Origin of the sequence: Dokdonia sp. Asnod1-B02, from assembly GCF_045063955.1 — a bacterium.
Lineage (GTDB): Bacteria > Bacteroidota > Bacteroidia > Flavobacteriales > Flavobacteriaceae > Dokdonia.
The window spans coordinates 2,537,624-2,555,796 of record NZ_JBEFNW010000002.1; the positions used below are offsets into that span (position 1 = coordinate 2,537,624).

An 18,173-nucleotide genomic window follows, 5' to 3' on the forward strand; every position below is an offset into this window, starting at 1 on the left:
CAAAATTTCGCGCAAGCGGAAACACTCTATGGAATATTTTAAGAAGATTCTTTCTTATGCAATGCCGTACAAAGTATATGGTATTCTTAATATCATTTGTAATGTATTTTATGCGCTATTTAGCACATTAGGTTTTGTAGCCTTAATACCTATGCTTCAGGTTCTTTTTGACAAGACTAAAGAAGTTACTGTAAAACCTGAGTGGAAAGGTATCCTTAAAGCTAAAGATTACATGGAGGATTCCTTAGGCTATTACGTCACAGAAATAGCATCTGATGATAAGGCGCAAGCGCTTACGCTTATGATTATCTTCATAATTAGTACTTTTTTACTTAAAAATCTATTTGGCTATTTTGCTATGTACTTCATTACTTTTTTGAGAAATGGAGTTTTAAAAGACATACGTAATGCCATGTATGCAAAGATTGTCTCACTACCCGTTGCATACTTTACAGAAAAACGAAAAGGAGATACAATTGCCCGCGTCACTTCTGATGTACAAGAAGTTCAACATTCTTTTTTAAGTATTCTTGAACTCATTGTAAGAGAACCGCTCACTATTATTTTTGCACTTGTTGCAATGTTCTTATTAAGCCCTCAGCTTGCTGTGTTTGTTCTTACATTTATTCCAGTGATGGGTTTTCTAATATCTCTCGTTGGAAAGCGATTGAAGAAAAAATCTGATCGTGTACAGCGCGAGCAAGGCGAGTTACTTTCTAAACTAGAAGAAACGTTAGGAGGCCTTAAAATTGTGAAGAGTTTTAATGCAGAGCAACGTTTTCAATCTAATTTTGAAACAAGCACAAGCAGATATAATGATTTTGCAAATAACTTAATGCAACGACAAGCTCTTGCCTCTCCTACTAGTGAATTTTTAGGAATCGTTGTGATAGGTATACTACTATGGTTTGGTGGTAATATGGTTCTTACTGAGGGAACTCTAGACGGACCTACATTTATAGCATTTATGGGACTCGCCTATGGGATACTTACTCCTGCCAAAGCTTTCTCTAAAGCCAGCTACAGTGTAAAACGCGGTAATGCCTCTGCTCAAAGAATTCTAGAAATACTAGAAACGGAAAATACCATTGCAGATAAAGAAACAACAACACCGGTAAGTGGTTTTGAAAAGTCTATTAAGCTATCTAATATTTCTTTCAAGTATGAAGACCAATTAGTGCTTAAAAACTTTAACCTTAATGTTCCTAAAGGTAAAACGGTAGCCCTCGTAGGTCAATCTGGATCTGGAAAGAGTACGATTGCCAATTTACTTACTCGTTTTTACGATGTGGTAGACGGAACTATAACATTAGATGGACTGGATATTAGAGACATGTCACTTAGTGATTTAAGGAAGAATATAGGGATTGTTACTCAAGACGCTATTCTTTTTAATGATACGCTCAGAAGTAATATGTCTGTAGGTAAAGAGAACGCCACAGATGAAGAAATTATTGACGCACTTAAAATTGCTAATGCTTGGGAGTTTGTACAAGACCTCCCTAAGGGACTTGATACTAATATAGGTGATAGTGGTAATAAATTGAGTGGAGGACAAAAACAACGCCTCTCTATTGCTAGAGCGGTTCTTAAGAATCCGCCTATAATGATTCTAGATGAAGCTACCTCAGCATTAGATACGGAGAGTGAGCGTCTCGTGCAGAAAGCGCTAGAAAATATGATGAAGAACAGAACTTCAATTGTAATTGCTCACAGACTTTCTACTATTCAAAACGCAGATGAGATTGTGGTCATGCAAAAAGGAGAAATTGTAGAGCAAGGAAAACATCAAGAGCTTATTGATAAGAAGGGAATGTATCACAAACTAGTATCAATGCAATCTTTTGAAGAGGCTTAGACTAGTCGTTTTCTTTTACGATGACAACGGTTGCTGTGTATCCAGATGCAAGAAACCAAGTGTTTGAAGAAATCACCTTTTTCATATCATCATACATTACAAACTGTGCTGTATTTGCTCCTACTGAGCCTTGATTAAGTGCCTTAATTTCTATTTTATTAAATCCTTTTTTAAGATCAAGATAAAATCCTTGAAACTGGCCTTCAAGAAATATTCTAGGATGCACAATGGTATCATTTACACTCACGCTCACTAGATCTCCATCTACTGCGCCGTGATCTCTGTAAGTAAAGTTTACAAATTTGGATCCGCTTTTAAAGTCGCCTAAGTATTGATCTCTAAAATATTCTGGACGGAGTTTTTCTCTATCTTTTTCTTGAGAATTATTCATCTTATTTTCGAGAGCAGTGTACGTTTTTTCTGCAAAGTCGGTGCCTTCCATAAAGTTGATCTCTCTTTTCTCATTTGATTTAAAAGGATCCTTAAGCTTTACCTTACTCTTAAAAACAAGGGAGCCAGATTGTACATCGCTGCTCTTTTCTCTTGCCATAGGTGCTATAAACACAGGTGCTGGCACATCATTAGGCTGCTTTCCCTTAATTTCTATAGAAGCACTAGGTGCATCTATTTGAGCTTGTGCACTTAGAGATACTAAGAGTAAGGCTAATAATGGAAGAGCTTTAATTGATATGGGGAAAGTAGTTTTCAAATAGTAAGTGAGTCGATGTAACATTTTAGAGTTATGGCTTCCATGCATATTTACCATAAAGTATGCCATTGTTGCTTAAAATTACGCTTTCGCGAAAGCGTAACAGCAACCTAACGTATTCAAAGATAAAATATTTGAAATTTATAGGTCAATATATCAGTTGGCAAAATTTATTGATCATTACAATGTATTAAGAAATAAATTGAAATGTAATGCGTTCTAACCACATCAAACAAATGAATACTTATGAAACTACGTGCATTACTTGCTCTTTTTGTCCTAGCCTCTCTATCTTTTTCTTGTAGTTCAAGAGACGACGATGGAAATAGCGCAACAGATATAGACTGTCTCAACTTAGGAACCCAAGAGCTTGATATTACCATACAAGAATCTTTTACCACACTACCTTCTAAGGTATCTGTTTTCTTTAAAGTAAATGGCAGTGACGGTAGTCCCGTAGCAGGATTAACACCTTCTAATTTTACAATTTTTGAGCAAGGCCGTAATGACGATTGCTATAATGAAATTTCAAATTCTGAGGCATCTGGCGCGATATCTCCAAATGCTCAGATTTTTTCAAATAACACACTACTAGTGTTAGATTTAAGTAACAGTGTCTTGAGTACAAGCTTGCAAGAACTTAAGCAAGCGTCAAGCAGTTTCATAGCTAATGTGATGCCGGCAATACCTACAGATTCTTTCAAAATGGCTATTTACTGGTTTGATGGAGAAGATATTCTTCATGAATTACAACCACTTACCACCAGTGCAGCTGTACTACAAGAAGCTATAGATGGAATTACAGAGGATATCAGTAATGACCCCTCAACAGATTTATATGGCGCCGTAATTAAAGCTACCGAAATTGCAGATGATATTATTGACGTTTCTGAAAATGAAGAACTATTTGCAGCAGCCTCTGTAGTAATTTTTACAGACGGAACAGATCAAGCAGCTAGATATACAGAACAAGAGGCAGTAGATGCTGTTTCTGATGCAGATGATGATATAAGCTTCTTTACTATAGGTCTTGGCTCAGAGATAGATGAAGGCATACTTTCTAAAATAGGACAAACAGAAAGTGTATTTGCATCTAATGCAGCAGAGCTAGAGTCTGTCTTTAATGATATATCTAATGGTGTAGCTGGACAAGCAAATAGTTTTTACTTGTTTGAATACTGCAGCCCAAAACGTGATGGAAGTGGTATGAATAACCTTGTGATTCAAGTAATTAATGGGAATCAAGATGGACTAGTTCAAACTTCCTTTGATGCAACAGGATTCACTAGTGGTTGTGAATAGCTATTTTAACTACTCAATTTGAGTAGTTAATCGACACAAAAGGCAGCTTTACAGATGCGCCCGATTACAAGATACTATTATCAAGTAACAATTTTGACAATAGTATATCTTTGTATTATGCTAGTATCAGAATCAAACCTTAATAATGTATTAGAAGATGTTTACATCTTAGAAACAGGAACTTACTATTTTTTTGAAGATTTTATTATCTCAGAAATTAATGAAGGTATGCTCTTTGACTGGCAGATGGCGCAAGAACTCCTCCATCTAGCCGAAAACCATTATGGAACAGAAAATAAGATAGCCTACATATCAAATCGCGTTCACTCTTATTCTTTAGTACCTCAAGACTGGCTTAAATATTTTAAAGCACGTAATTCTATAAGTGCATTTGCTGTGGTTTCTTACAGTCAGCAAGAACGCTCAGACATACTCCTAGAACGCCTTTTCTTTAAATCTAAAATCAAAAAATTCTTTGATTTAAATGATGCAGTAGATTGGGCTAAAGAGCAGCAAAAAGAATACATTATTAAGAAAACTACGGCTTGATTTTAGTTTCAAGTACTGGAGAATTATAATAGTTAATCTTTAAAATATCCATTCTCTTATAATGCTTATTTAATCGCCTCTCATAAGAATCCCAATTATAATTTTCGGGCTTAGTCCAGCCCAACTCTGCGTGACCTATAAGCCTAGGAAAAGCGAGATATTCAATATCATCAGACGATTTTATGGTCTCAGACCACAAAGGAGATTCGATTCCCAACACTTGTGAAGGCGGCACATCCTTAAAAATTTGTGATGGTTTCCAGATATAAGCACTATCCACCTCAACCGTTCCAGCCCAAGTAAGACCTATAGGTGACTTCTTAGTATATTTCATATCCAAGTACATGCGCTTTGCAGGAGATAAAATAACTTTTGCACCTTGAGCAAGTCCTCGTGATGCGGTAGTGATTCTTTGCCAGTGTTGTACTATGTAAGTACTATCTACACCGGCACTTTCTATCTCTTCCCAGCCTATCACTTGTTTTTTATATTTCTTTACTATTGAAAATACTTTATTGAGAAAAATATTATAATCCTTTTTTGAAGTGACATGAGATTCATCACCTCCTAGGTGTATATATGGCCCAGGGGTCATTGCTGCTATTTCCTTTATCACATCTTCTACAAATGTGTATGTAATATCTTTATCTACACACAAGGTGCTGAAGCCTACACGCATTTCCTTATACAACTTTGTGGCTTTACCATTGCAGTTGAGTTCTGGATAAGATGCCAATGCTGCGTTAGTATGTCCAGGCATATCAATCTCTGGAATCACCGCAATAAATTTTGACTGAGCATAGGCTACGATAGATTTATAATCCTCTTGCGTATAAAACCCAGGGCGTTCATTACGCACAGAAGAGCTACCTCCTATTTCAGTGAGCTTAGGCCAAGATTTGATTTCTATACGCCACCCTTGGTCATCCGTTAAGTGTAAGTGCAATTTATTGAGTTTATACAATGCCATTTGGTCAATGAGACGCTTTACTTCATCTACGGTAAAGAAGTGACGTGCAACGTCTAGCATCATACCTCTATACTCGTACTGCGGTGCATCTACAATTTTTAGTCCTGGGATGACTAGACTATCAATCTGCTTTCCTGCAATAAGAGCATCTGGTAAAACTTGCAATAGCGTTTGCATACCCCTAAAGACACCACTAGGTGTAGACCCAGCAAGCGACAATCTCTTATTATTTATAGCAAGTACATATCCCTCTGGGGAAGGTATACTATCACTAGACACCATATTAAATGAAACTACATTTTCATCTACTTCATTATCTAGTGTTAATGGAAAAGGTGTTTGTTTTAAAAGATTTTTAAACTGCGTGGCAATTGCTTGCACTTCTGGCAATGTATCACTCATCACTCTAGTTTCCTGATCAAATAAAAAGCCATAATCCTCTGCAACTATCTGATCTGGAATTGGGATAAGAACGAGCTTTTCAATACTTGTAGGTACTAAAGGTTTTTCCTTTTTACAAGAAAAAAATGAGATGCAAATAACAAGCGTTAAGAATCTAAAAGCCATAATCCTACACTAGTTTAATCTATAATAACCACACTTGAGATATGCTCCTTCTGGAAAACTAATAGGGTGATCACTGTCGTGATACGTCTTACCTTCTACTGTAAACTTGCGATCTGCCTTTTTAATATTGAGTTCACAGATGTCAAAAAACGCCTCTGCCTCTACTCTAGATGAACAAGATGCTAGTACAAGCATCCCTCTTTTTGATGTTAACTTGGTTCCTAATTGAGCCAGTCTAGCGTAGCTATTTCTAGCTGTGTTTACTTCCTTTGCACTTTTTGCAAAACTTGGTGGATCTATCACAACGATATCATACTTCTCCCCTTCATCTATAAGTTGCTGTAAGCCTACAAAAGCATCTACAGCAAGTATTTTGTGCTTTCCTGTGTGCTGATTGAGCTTACCATTTTCTAGCGCAACTTGTAACGCCTGAGCACTTATATCAAGGCTCAACACCTCTGTTGCTCCTCCAGCAAGTGCATGAACAGAGAATCCTCCTGCATAACTAAAGACATCTAGCACAGTCTTTCCTTTTGCCATGTCTCCTACTCTTTTTCTATTGTTGCGGTGGTCGAGAAAGTATCCTGTTTTATGCCCATGAATCACGTTTGCCGAAAATTTCACTCCGTGTTCCACAAAACGAACTACTTCTTTTTTGAGGGTTCCAAAGATCACTTGTCCATCTGTAAGTCCATGTGATTTACCTTTTGCAACATTGCGACTTAAGCGCAATACCATTGTATTTGCTTTTGAGGTTTCAATAAGATCAGGTAATATTTCTTCGAGATATGGAAACCAGATAGCGCTGTAAATTTTTACAACGATGACATCATTATAAACATCTGCTATGAGTCCTGGAAAACCATCATTCTCTCCAAAAATGAGACGATAACTATTGGTGTTTGTTCTTAATAGCTGTTTTCTCAAGGAAAATGCTTCTTTTATTCTAGTTTTAAAGAACTCCTCATTTATTGTTGCCGGTACGTTACTAAGAACCTTTATTCTTATAGGAGAATCTGGATCATACAATCCTATTCCAAACACTTTATCAGATCGATTATCAAAAAGAATGGCAATGTCACCAGAGGTTCCTGCTTTATTAAGCTTTGCTATACTATTTTCAAAAATCCAAGGATGTCCTTGTTTTACAAGCTTTTCGGCATTTGTTGTGAGGTGTACTGCAAGTCTCTTTGCCTTTATTTGAGGTAAATCTATCATGTAAGATGTAGTATTATGAAATTACGCTTTCGCGAAAGCGTGAAAAAAACCAAATTAATCGTAATTTTCCAGTATGAGAATGTATCACACGCTTTTTTTAGTAGTATCGGCCCTTTTTTTTCTAACCTTCCAAAGTGATGATGAAAGTCCGCTGGTAAATATAGACCAGTTTGACTCAACTTTTGCATATGATGTACGTTATGCAACAGATGACAATTTTTTAAAACAAACGGTCTATGACTGTGTGCAATGCTTACTCATACCCGAGGTGGCGGAGGCACTTGTAGATGCAAATAATTACTTCTGTGAGTTAGGCTACATGGTAAAGCTGTATGATTGCTACAGACCATTATCTGTACAGAAAAAAATGTGGGAAATTTATCCTAATCCAGGTTACGTAGGAAATCCATATGGTAGTGGCTCTATACATAATCGTGGTGCTGCTATAGATATGACTATTGTTAAGCTTGATGGCACTCCGCTAGATATGGGGAGTGACTATGACTTTTTTGGTAAAGCTGCTCATATTGATCATCCACATAATGAGACCATAACTGCAAATAGAAAGCAATTATGGTCTGTTATGAAAAAATTTGGCTTCTCACCTATTCGTACCGAGTGGTGGCATTTTAATTATAATGCAAAGAACTATGGTCTTAAAGTACTTGACATTGATTTTGACTGTGAGTAATTTTATTTAGGATCTAGCAATTGCTCTATGCGTGCAATGGCATCTTCATAGTGATATTCTGTGACTGTATTCACACTACTATTACGCGCTGAGCGTAGTTTACTACGCAGTTTTCCTAGTTCACCTCTTACTAGCGGTCGCACATCTGATACACTCACATCGTAATATAGAGTTCCTTCAAAACCAGATCTTCCAGATCTAGCTTTTGGACCTTGGTCCGTCATTAAAAACTCCATTCTATCTAAGTAAGAACGCTGTAAATTACGACGATAAAGATCTACCGAAGTGCCTCTGCTAGTTTCTGACCAGATACCATTTCTAAGATCTGACAGCATATCAAGAGCGCTATAGTAATCTGTTTGCGTAGTCTCTGCGTCTATAAGACGACCTATCCTATCAAAACTTAAGATTCTATTTAAATAGCGTGATTGTGTTCTTCTCACCTTTTCTGCATATCCTGCGTGATCTATGTTTTGCATGATTGCTGGATCTACAAGCCATGTAGGAGTTTCAAAAAGATTGTTTTGTAACCAACTCATTGATTCCTTCTGTGCAGCTTTATCTAGGTGCGTGTACACTACTCCAGATTGTGAAGGCATTTTAATATCTTCAAAAACTCCTCCAATATTTGTAACTACATGACCTACAAATCTGCTATAAACACCTACAAGCTCTCCATAAAGCTCTTCTAGATCTCCATAGTCGTTTGTTTTATCTGACGTCCAGCTAGGAAGATTTTTTGCTACATATCGTAAGTTTTTGATTCCATACGTACTTGCTTTTACAGGATCATTACCTATAGATTCCGTCTGTGACTGCGGATCAAAACTACTAGACTGTCGGCCAAATTTAAAACGAGGATCTCCCGCTTTTTCTTGAATCCAATTATTAAGAGTTGCTTTTTCCATTAACGGCGAAGAAGCTTCTGGTAACCAGCGGTAACCCCAGTTAGTCGCATAATGATCATAAGGTCCCATCTGGCGTACAAATCGAATGTTTGTATCTCCTGGCTGCGCTATATAGTTATATCTAGCATAATCCATAAGACTAGCTGCAATACCATTTTCTTGTGTAAAAGCTCCGTCTCTGTAAGATTCTACATCATAAGCATAACTTGCTGCCATGTTATGTGGAAAACCTAATGCGTGCCCTACCTCATGAGCAATAACCATACGCATCATCTCTCCTATCTCTTCCTCTGGAGTATCTAGCGTTCTCGCGCTTGGGTTTGCTGCTCCTGTTTCAAGGAGGTATCTATTTCTATAACTGCGCAGGTGATTGTGATACCAGATAATATCACTTTCTATAATCTCACCACTACGTGGATCTGAAACACTTGGTCCTACCGCATTACGCGTAGTACTTGCTACATATCTTACAACAGAGTATCTAATATCTTCTGGGCTAAAATCTGGATCTTCTTCTGGTGTAGGAGCATCCTTTGCAATGATTGCATTTTTAAATCCTGCAGTTTCAAAAGGCTTTTGCCAGTCTTCTATTCCTTGTTTAATGTACTCCTTTAGGCTTTCTGGCGTTCCTGGGTCTAAGTAGTAGACAATAGGCTTTACTGGATCTACCAGCTCACCTCTTTTATACGCTTCTGGATCACTAGGCTCTAGTCTCCAGCGACGTATGTATGTTTTCTCATCTGCTTTTAAAGCATCGCTTCCATAATCAAACTGATTTACAGTAAAAAAACCAACACGTGGGTCATACAATCTAGGTTGCATTGCCACCTCTGGAAGTAAAATCATAGATTGATTTACCTGTAAACTGATACTCTCTGCAGAACTTTCTGTAGGTGGCTCTGAGGCATCATACGTAAAGTCTTGCTTTACTTCAATGTTTTCTGGAAAACTCTTAACACTGTTGATAAAGCTACGGCTACCATCAAGTTTTTTTACTTTGTATTCTTTACGTAAACGCCCAGATAGCGGACTAATCGCTTTTACGTCTGTAGAGAATAATTTTGTAACATCAATGACTACGGCAGTAGAGTCTTGATTGAACGTTTCTACATCAAAAGCATATAATGTAGGTTCATAATTGTTTACTCGTACAGAGTTGCTTATCGCCTTGCTACTATCTGCAATGTTGGTGTATGACTTTATCTTAAGTAAGACCTTATCTTGAAAACGCTGCCAGTGTACAACTTGCTCGTTAGTTTTTGAACCAGCATTCATATAACCACCTCCTAGTCCGTTAGGGATTTGAGCAATACGAGTGACCCATAGCATGTCTTTTTCAAGCGCAGTAAAAGGAATTTCGTAATAGAAGTTATTCTTTACCTTATGTACTTGGAATAAGCCAGAATCTGTAACTGCTTCTTTTGTAATTACATCAGTATATGATTTGATTGCGCCCTTATCAGCTTTTTTAGGAGTTGCAACCTGCTCTTTTTTATTTTTTGACTTACGCTTTCTTAATTCTTTGCGTTGTGCAAAAGAATCTTGAACATTAAAAAAGGTAGTAATGAGACAGAGAAGTAGTATTCTTTTCATGGAGTTTGTTTAAAGTACTCCGAAAATAAGAATTGACTGCAACGAGCAAGATTAATTTTAGATAACATTAACAGAATACGGACGTATTAACATTAGTGTTTATCACTCGCTATTTGTCCAGTCTATCTTTTACAAATTCTATTTGCGTTTTACCATGTGCCTGCGCCTTTCCATCTTCATCTAGACCTACCATTACAATACGTTCAATACTGATAATAATCTCTCTAGTCATCTTATTGCGCACCTCGCATCTCAATGTAAGTGATGCTGTACCAAAAGCAGTAGCTTCAATCCCTATCTCAATAATATCACCTATTTTGGCACTAGAGCGAAAGTCTATCTCACTCATGTACTTTGTAACCGTCCTAGGATTTTCAAGTTGGATGATTGCATAAAGCGCTGCTTCTTCATCAATCCATTCTAAGAGCCTTCCGCCAAAGAGTGTTCCATTAGGATTTAAGTCTTCTGGTTTTATCCATTTACGTGTGTGAAAATTCATCATATTTGGGTTGAGATTTATCTAAAGTTAACAAAAAGATGTGTCACGCTTTCGCGAAAGCGTACTTAAAAAACTCATTTTACCAGATCATCAATAATCTTCATAAATATGAACAGTATTTATGAAATGGCTACCATAAAATTGACATTATAAATGCTTAAGAATCTCGCTAGACATTCCAAAAGATTTAAAACGCTCGTGAGTAATCTCTATATCTACCTGCTCATGCGCCCATGTAGTGTGGAAAGGAATATGAAATGCATGACCTCCTATTTCTAAGACTGGCAGCACATCAGACTTTAATGAATTACCTATCATAAGAAAGGTGTCTGGGCTAATATCTAGGTGTTTTACAAGCTTGAGATAATTTGCTGGCTGCTTGTCTGACATTACTTCTATATGATGAAAATATTTTGAAAGTCCAGATTTTTCTAGTTTACGCTCTTGGTCGAGAAGATCTCCCTTAGTAGCTACTACAAGTTTATACTTATCAGAAAGCTTCTCAAGCACCTCTTCAATACCATCAATAAGATCTACAGGAGCGTTAAGCATCTCCTTACCTATATCTATAATGCTTGCAATAATCTTATTAGTCACCTTTCCTTCAGAAACTTCTTGCGCACATTCAATTAATGATAATGTAAAAGGCTTTATCCCGTATCCGTAAAGAGAGAGATTACGCATTTCCATTTCAAAAAGTCGTTGCTGGCACGACTCATAGTCAATATACGGGCTCAGTAGCTTGCACACCTCATCTTCGGCATCACGAAAAAAAGTTTCATTTACCCATAAGGTATCATCTGCATCAAAGGCAATTGTATGAATGTTGTTCATAGTATTGTTTTAAGCACGCTTTCGCGAAAGCGTAATAATTCCTTTAATCCAATTCGTACACACGTACATAATCTACCTCCATTGCTGCCGGAAATATAAGGTCGTCTACCTCACCTCCAAGATTACCTCCTACGGCAATATTGAGTATAAAATAGTACTCCTTCATAAAAGGCCAGTTTTCATTATTATAATCTTCTGGACGATCTATGGTAAGCGTGATGTTATCTGGGCTGTCTATGTAAAATTGAAGTTGATCTTCTTTCCACAGTAATCCATAAATGTGAAACTCCTCTTCGATAGTAGGAAGCGCAATAAAATCTGTTGAAATTTGTGTTCCATTAGAGTGGTTATTTGCAACGCTATGTATGGTTTGTAGTACTTGATCTGGATTCTTACTTACATACTCCATCACATCTATCTCACCACATTGTGGCCATCCTATCTCTGTAATATCTGCACCAAGCATCCATAATGCAGGCCAGATACCTTTTCCTTTATAATCTGGCATCTTTGCTCTGATGGCTACGTGACCGTATTGCACTTTCTGTGTACTAGTAATTCTAGCAGAAGTATAATCGCCTACTTTTTGACCTTCGCCCTCTTTCTTTACAATAATTTTGAGAGCCCCATCTGCCACCTCAACATTATTCCCATCTGTATAATTTTGTAATTCGTCATTTCCCCACCCAGTAGCACCTGTTTTGTAATTCCACTGCGAGGTATCTACAGTTGTACCATTAAATTCTTCACTCCACTTTAACTTTTTAGTTTCTTTTGCTTCTTGAGAAGCGGATTCTACTTGTTCAACATTACTCTCTAAGTCTTTATTGTTTTGATTTGTTTCTTTACAGCTCACAATAGCTGTAAAAAGAAATATTAGAAGGATGCTATTTTTCATGATAATAGGGTGTGAATTTATAAAGTTTAAAAATACAATATAACTGTAACAATCATAAATGAAATGGATCAATATGAGTAAACAATGATTCCATGAACTACACTCTTACCCTCTAATTAAGATTCTAGACAGCGTTTCCTATTTAATACATTACCGTTGTGTATTTTCTAAATAATTTTGAGTTTAGCAGTTTATAAGGAACTCTAATAATCAATCCTTAATTGAAACTCTGACCATTATTTGCTGCTCCAGGAGTACTAGTAGCAGAAGTTGTCCAGCTAAAATTGGCATACATATTACCTGGCCCACCTGTAAGTTGTAGAGATTCGCCTGCGGGATTTGTACCTTCTTCTTCTACTCCTATATCTATAGAAGTTATTCCCGCTGCCACTCCAGCCGTAGCAGTAAACGCACCTTCATAACTTAAAAACTGAATGAGTTTACCAGCAGGATTTACAAGTGCGATACCATCAGGAGATGTTCCGCCGTTTTGAATTCCACCAGGTGGATAGTTAATAACTGTAAAGCCAAAACCATTACCAGTGTCGTTACTTATAAGACCGGAAAGGACTACAGTATTATATGGAGACGTACTGTTTCCATTATATAACACCACAGAATATCCATTTATATCTAGTCCCGAAACACCAGCGACCTCTATAAATTCGCCTGCATCTACTCCCGCATTATCATAGTGTATTTCATTTATCCAAATATCTGTTCTCACAGGAATTTCTGAAGCACACTTTATATGTCCCCAAAATTCTCCATTAAAAATATCAATACATCCAGTAGCTTCTACATAAACCATCATACCTTTATCTGCGATAGTTGTTGGTATACCATCTCTAGCTGCATCAGATGGAATTCGTGGTGGCATAAAACCTAAATAAGCTCCAGCACCATCTACTTGACTACTTACTTCAAGCATCGACTTTTCTGAGGGGTTTCTTGTACCTACTCCTACTTGGCCTACTACAACAAATGAATAGAAAATAACTCCAATTACACACAAACACTGTTTTGAAAAACTCATAATCTTCTAATTAAAAGTTTGCCCTACATTCTTTACACCTGCTGTGCTTTGACCTGCGGCACTTGTACTCCAAGCAAAATCTAGAAAAGAATTACCTGATCCAGTAAGATGTATAGATTGTGTTGCTGTTGTACTTGTGTTCTCTACTACACCTACATTAATTGATGTAAGTCCGTTTGCTGGTCCACCAGTAGCTGTGATAGTTCCTTCATAACTCAAAAACTGTATCACTTTACCGTCCGGACCTACTAGCGCAAAGCCACTAGTGTCATTTCTTAGATTGCTAGCATCTACAGAGATCACTCCGAAGCCATTTTCTTCATCATCTATAGTTCCTGAAAGTGTTAGGATGGCTGCATACGGTTGTCCCGTATCTGCTCGGTATCTCACTAAATAATAACCAGAGATATCTAAACCAGCAGGACCAGCGATTTCTATGAACTGATTTACATCTGTCCCACTGTTTGTATAATGAAATTCATTGATCCAAATGTCTGAGGGTCCTCCAGAGCAATAAATACTTTCCCATGCTGTGCCTGTCCAAAAGTCTAAACAGCCAGTTTCTTCTACAAAAACCATTAGACCTATATCTGTAGTAGTAGGTGCGATACTTGCTTGATTTGCCGTAGTTGCTACTCTAGGAGGTATAAACCCTTTATAAGCACCAGCTGTAGTAACACCACTTATTTCGAGCATAGCAGCATCAGAGGGTGTAGTGGTTCCTATACCAACTTGGGCATACAAAAATGAAGTTGCTAGTAGCAACAAAGAAAACATAAAGACTTTCATAACTATGATTTTAAATATCACAGCTAAGTATCTAACTTACAATATAGTAGTCTGGGATTATGAAAATAATGAAGATTTCCCCTACAAACATTTTTTAAGCCAACTTTTCGCCTAACTACCTATTTATCAGGATTAAAGGCGTCGTCTGGATTTACAGTATCATCATAATTAAGCATTCCTTCCGTTTTTGCAATAATGGAAGAAACCGTTGCATCTCCAGTAACATTCACCACCGTTCTACACATATCAAGAATACGGTCTACAGGAAAGATAATCGCAATCCAAGCTGGATTTAAATCTACAGAACCTAGGACAATAATTAGCATCACAAGTCCTGCACTAGGTACCGCTGCAGATCCTATAGAGGCTAGTGTCGCCGTGAGTACAATAGTAAGTTGTTGCCCTATCGTAAGATCAATCATGTGAAGTTGTGCAAGAAAAACAACTGCTACAGCTTGATATAAAACTGTACCATCCATATTTACAGTAGCACCTATTGGAAGCACAAAACTTGTTATTTTCTTATCTACTCCTAAGTTATCCTCTACACACTCCATCGTTACAGGAAGTGTCGCGGCGCTACTTGAGGTAGAGAAAGCTGTAGTTTGCGCAAGACCCATTGCTTTAAAAAAACCTTTATAAGGAATGGTACGTACAAAGATTTTAATAATAAGCGGATACATTACAAATATCATAAGCATTAAGCCTAAGAACACTGTAAGTGAGTACCATGAGAGTCCTTTAAATATTTCTACCACTTTTCCTATGTCGTCACCTGCCATCTTACTTATGACACCAGCAAGTAATGCAAATACAAAAAATGGAGAAGCTTGCATCACAAAATCTACCATCTTTAAAAAGACCTCCATCACACTATCTACTAGTTTAATGACTGGTCCAGACTTTTCTTTAGGAATAAACAGCAAGCTAATCCCAAAAAATATGGCAAAGAAGATAATTTGCAACATTAATCCATTATCAGTAAGTGCTTTGAAGAAGTTTTGAGGTACGAGATCTATAAGAGGCTGTAAAGGGCCTGCATCTTTAGTGGCATTTGCAGTTTTCATTTTTTCTGCAACGGTAGCGTCCTCTCCTTTTGTTTTTACTAGTTCGTTTACACGTCCAGCGCGTTCCATAAACTGAGGATCTTGTAAATAATTTACACCATCTTTAATCTCTACACCTTGTTCTTGAGCCCACAGCTCATAACTTATTCTATTATCTATACGGCTTTCTTGATCTACAAGCGCTCCAGGCTTAACAATATTTACAAGTGTTAATCCTAGTCCTACCGCTAGTAATGTTGTGATGAGGTATGCTAGCAATGTTTTTCCACCCATTCTACCTAAACTAGAAGGGTCACCTATACCAGCAACTCCAGCGATGATAGAGAACAGTACTAAAGGAACTGCAATAAGCTTTAAAAGATTAATAAAAATAGTCCCAAAAGGAGCAATCCAATTAATAGTAAAATCACTCAATCCTACCGAAGAAGACACCAGTGCCCAAACCACACCTAAAATTAAACCAATAATAATCTTCCAGTGTAGTGCTAATTTTTTCATAGGTAGTAGTTCCTTCTTGAATGAAAACCCAACTAGTGAGTTGAATATGTGATGTTTAAATTTATTTCAAAATACTATAAATCCCTCAGAGGCAAACAGCTTTACTACTTACCATTCCTCGCAATTTTATTTCTACAATCTAATAGATTTATCTCGTAGTACAAAATCTGCTATTACAAGTGCTGCCATCGCCTCTACAATAGGCACTGCACGAGGTACCACACACGGATCGTGCCTTCCCTTTCCTTGCATTTCTACCACTTCTCCGGCTGCATTAATAGTCTCTTGCTTTTGCATTACAGTTGCAACTGGCTTGAATGCTACCTTAAAGTAAATATCCATCCCGTTAGAAATACCTCCTTGAACACCGCCACTCAGGTTAGTTTTAGTAGTTCCATCTGTATTAAAATGATCATTATGATCACTTCCTTTCATAGTTGCTCCTTCAAAACCGCTTCCGTATTCAAATCCCTTTACAGCATTTATAGATAGCATTGCTTTTCCTAGCTCTGCATGAAGTTTATCAAAAACTGGCTCTCCAAGACCTACAGGCACATTTTGTATCACACAAGTAATCACACCTCCTATGGTGTCTCCTTGTTTTTTTATTTCTTTAATTTTTTCTTCACACGCTTTCGCGAAAGCGGGATCTGCACACCTCACATCATTTTTTTCAATCTCGCTAAAATCAAGATCTTGATATGGTGTATCCATAGATAAATCTCCCACAGCACTTGTAAATGCGTGAAATGATATGCCCTTTAAAAATTGTTTTGCAATGGCTCCAGCTACAACGCGACTGGCAGTTTCTCTTGCCGAAGATCTTCCTCCGCCACGGTAATCACGGTTCCCATACTTTTTATCATAGGTGTAATCTGCGTGACTAGGCCTGTAGGTATCTTTAATATGACCATAGTCCTTAGATTTCTGATTTGTATTTACTATCTGAAACCCAATAGGTGTTCCCGTGGTTTTATCTTCAAAAATTCCTGATAAGAAATCTACGGTATCTGGTTCCTTACGTTGCGTTACAATCTTAGATTGACCAGGCTTACGACGATCTAAATCGTGCTGAATCGCATCAAAGTCAATGCTCAAACCGGCAGGACATCCATCTATAATTCCACCTATAGCCTTGCCATGTGATTCTCCAAAAGTTGTGACCTTAAATATAGTTCCGTACGTATTACCTGCCATCGTATGTGTTTTTAACAAATGTAAATTGAAAAGGCCATAATCAAAAGCTAAAAACTCACTTAATGATTAATTAACTTGGTCTCTATTAAATAACTATAACTTTTATACTTCTTAACGTCTAATTTACCACCCTATCTAAAATTCTAAAGATCTTACAAGCAAAACAATCTCGGTGAAAAGACCCGTAGAAATTGCTGTACTATCAGACATACATCTAGGCACTTATGGCTGCCACGCTGCAGAAGTCATCCAATATTTAAATTCTATCACACCAGAAATACTCATCTTAAACGGTGATATCATTGACATCTGGCAGTTTAGAAAACGTTTCTTCCCTAAAGAGCATCTCAAAGTCATCAAAAAAATAATAACACTTGCTTCTAAGGGAACTCACGTGTATTACATCACAGGTAATCATGATGAGATGCTTAGAAAATTTAGTGATGCTACTATGGGAAATATACACCTTATAGATAAGCTTGTGCTTAATCTAGATGGTAAAAAAGCTTGGTTTTTTCATGGTGATGTTTTTGATGTTTCTATACAGCACACTAAATGGATTGCAAAACTAGGCGGCTGGGGTTATGACTTTTTAATTCTCTTTAATAGGCTTCTTAACAAATGGCTTATAAGTATGGGAAGAGAGAAATACTCTCTCTCAAAAAAGATTAAGAATAGTGTAAAAGGAGCAGTGAAGTTTATCAATGATTTTGAAACAACAGCCACAGATCTCGCTATAGAAAACAAATTTGATTACGTTATTTGCGGTCATATACATCAACCCGCAAAGCGATTAGTGCATAATCAAAAAGGAACTACACTCTACTTAAATAGTGGTGACTGGATAGAAAATTTGAGCTACCTAGAATATAATAATAGCAAATGGAGTCTCAATTACTACAGAGAAAACCGAAATAATAAGCGTAACAATACTTCAAAAGTTCTCCTTGAGCCTAGCATGTTCCAACCAGATATTTTTAACTAATAAAT

The 18,173-nt window shown here is 37.1% G+C and carries 16 protein-coding genes; 5 read left to right on the forward strand and 11 right to left on the reverse strand.

Annotation, left to right across the window (positions count from 1 at the left end):
• Positions 1 to 28 precede the first annotated feature (28 nt).
• Positions 29 to 1,858: an ABC transporter ATP-binding protein gene (locus tag ACJJVU_RS11510; protein WP_405225526.1), complete on the forward strand. Its 1,830-nt coding sequence runs from the start codon at positions 29 to 31 to the stop codon at positions 1,856 to 1,858.
• Between the two features lies 1 nt (position 1,859).
• Here the strand turns inward: ACJJVU_RS11510 and ACJJVU_RS11515 are convergent, their stop codons facing one another.
• Positions 1,860 to 2,567 (reverse strand): hypothetical protein, encoded by a 708-nt coding sequence (locus ACJJVU_RS11515; protein WP_298324050.1) that lies wholly within the window; start codon positions 2,565 to 2,567, stop codon positions 1,860 to 1,862.
• 246 nt (positions 2,568 to 2,813) lie between these two features.
• On the opposite strand from ACJJVU_RS11515, the gene ACJJVU_RS11520 reads away from it, so the two are divergent.
• Together ACJJVU_RS11520 and ACJJVU_RS11525 are read left to right on the forward strand one after the other, a co-directional pair.
• Positions 2,814 to 3,869 carry a vWA domain-containing protein gene (locus tag ACJJVU_RS11520; RefSeq protein WP_405225530.1) on the forward strand — a complete coding sequence of 352 codons (1,056 nt, stop codon included), beginning with the start codon at positions 2,814 to 2,816 and terminating at the stop codon, positions 3,867 to 3,869.
• A 117-nt stretch (positions 3,870 to 3,986) separates the two neighbouring features.
• A complete protein-coding gene (locus ACJJVU_RS11525; RefSeq protein WP_405225533.1) occupies positions 3,987 to 4,418 on the forward strand; it encodes a hypothetical protein in 432 nt (143 codons plus the stop codon).
• On the opposite strand, the gene ACJJVU_RS11530 is transcribed toward ACJJVU_RS11525, so the two are convergent.
• A complete protein-coding gene (locus tag ACJJVU_RS11530; protein WP_405225536.1) occupies positions 4,408 to 5,955 on the reverse strand; it encodes a family 20 glycosylhydrolase in 1,548 nt (515 codons plus the stop codon). The two genes, ACJJVU_RS11525 and ACJJVU_RS11530, sit on opposite strands and share 11 nt — an antisense overlap.
• A gap of 9 nt (positions 5,956 to 5,964) precedes the next feature.
• Complete coding sequence (locus tag ACJJVU_RS11535) at positions 5,965 to 7,173, reverse strand: class I SAM-dependent rRNA methyltransferase (protein WP_405225539.1); 1,209 nt, start codon at positions 7,171 to 7,173, stop codon at positions 5,965 to 5,967.
• 73 nt (positions 7,174 to 7,246) lie between these two features.
• Between ACJJVU_RS11535 and ACJJVU_RS11540 the strand changes: the two genes are divergently transcribed.
• Positions 7,247 to 7,864 (forward strand): M15 family metallopeptidase, encoded by a 618-nt coding sequence (locus ACJJVU_RS11540; RefSeq protein ID WP_405225542.1) that lies wholly within the window; start codon positions 7,247 to 7,249, stop codon positions 7,862 to 7,864.
• A gap of 2 nt (positions 7,865 to 7,866) precedes the next feature.
• Here ACJJVU_RS11540 and ACJJVU_RS11545 read toward each other — a convergent pair whose 3' ends face one another.
• From ACJJVU_RS11545 to aroC, 8 genes are all read right to left on the reverse strand, one after another.
• On the reverse strand, positions 7,867 to 10,365 hold the full coding sequence (locus ACJJVU_RS11545; RefSeq protein WP_405225545.1) for a zinc-dependent metalloprotease: 2,499 nt from the start codon (positions 10,363 to 10,365) through the stop codon (positions 7,867 to 7,869).
• A 109-nt stretch (positions 10,366 to 10,474) separates the two neighbouring features.
• Positions 10,475 to 10,864, reverse strand: coding sequence for an acyl-CoA thioesterase (locus ACJJVU_RS11550; protein ID WP_298324030.1), 390 nt, complete (start codon positions 10,862 to 10,864; stop codon positions 10,475 to 10,477).
• Between the two features lie 147 nt (positions 10,865 to 11,011).
• Positions 11,012 to 11,698, reverse strand: a complete 687-nt coding sequence (locus ACJJVU_RS11555; protein ID WP_405225548.1) for an HAD family hydrolase — start codon at positions 11,696 to 11,698, stop codon at positions 11,012 to 11,014.
• A gap of 43 nt (positions 11,699 to 11,741) precedes the next feature.
• Entirely contained in the window at positions 11,742 to 12,596 is an 855-nt protein-coding gene (locus ACJJVU_RS11560) for a family 16 glycosylhydrolase (RefSeq protein WP_405225551.1), read from the reverse strand.
• A 217-nt stretch (positions 12,597 to 12,813) separates the two neighbouring features.
• Positions 12,814 to 13,632, reverse strand: a complete 819-nt coding sequence (locus ACJJVU_RS11565; protein WP_405225554.1) for a lamin tail domain-containing protein — start codon at positions 13,630 to 13,632, stop codon at positions 12,814 to 12,816.
• A gap of 6 nt (positions 13,633 to 13,638) precedes the next feature.
• Positions 13,639 to 14,421, reverse strand: coding sequence for a hypothetical protein (locus ACJJVU_RS11570; protein ID WP_405225557.1), 783 nt, complete (start codon positions 14,419 to 14,421; stop codon positions 13,639 to 13,641).
• A 119-nt stretch (positions 14,422 to 14,540) separates the two neighbouring features.
• Positions 14,541 to 15,986, reverse strand: coding sequence for a dicarboxylate/amino acid:cation symporter (locus ACJJVU_RS11575; protein WP_405225560.1), 1,446 nt, complete (start codon positions 15,984 to 15,986; stop codon positions 14,541 to 14,543).
• A gap of 132 nt (positions 15,987 to 16,118) precedes the next feature.
• Entirely contained in the window at positions 16,119 to 17,183 is a 1,065-nt protein-coding gene (gene aroC / locus ACJJVU_RS11580; protein WP_298324012.1) for a chorismate synthase, read from the reverse strand.
• Between the two features lie 172 nt (positions 17,184 to 17,355).
• Here aroC and ACJJVU_RS11585 point away from each other — a divergent pair, with 172 nt between their 5' ends.
• Entirely contained in the window at positions 17,356 to 18,168 is an 813-nt protein-coding gene (locus tag ACJJVU_RS11585) for a UDP-2,3-diacylglucosamine diphosphatase (RefSeq protein WP_405225564.1), read from the forward strand.
• The last annotated feature ends 5 nt before the right edge of the window (positions 18,169 to 18,173 follow it).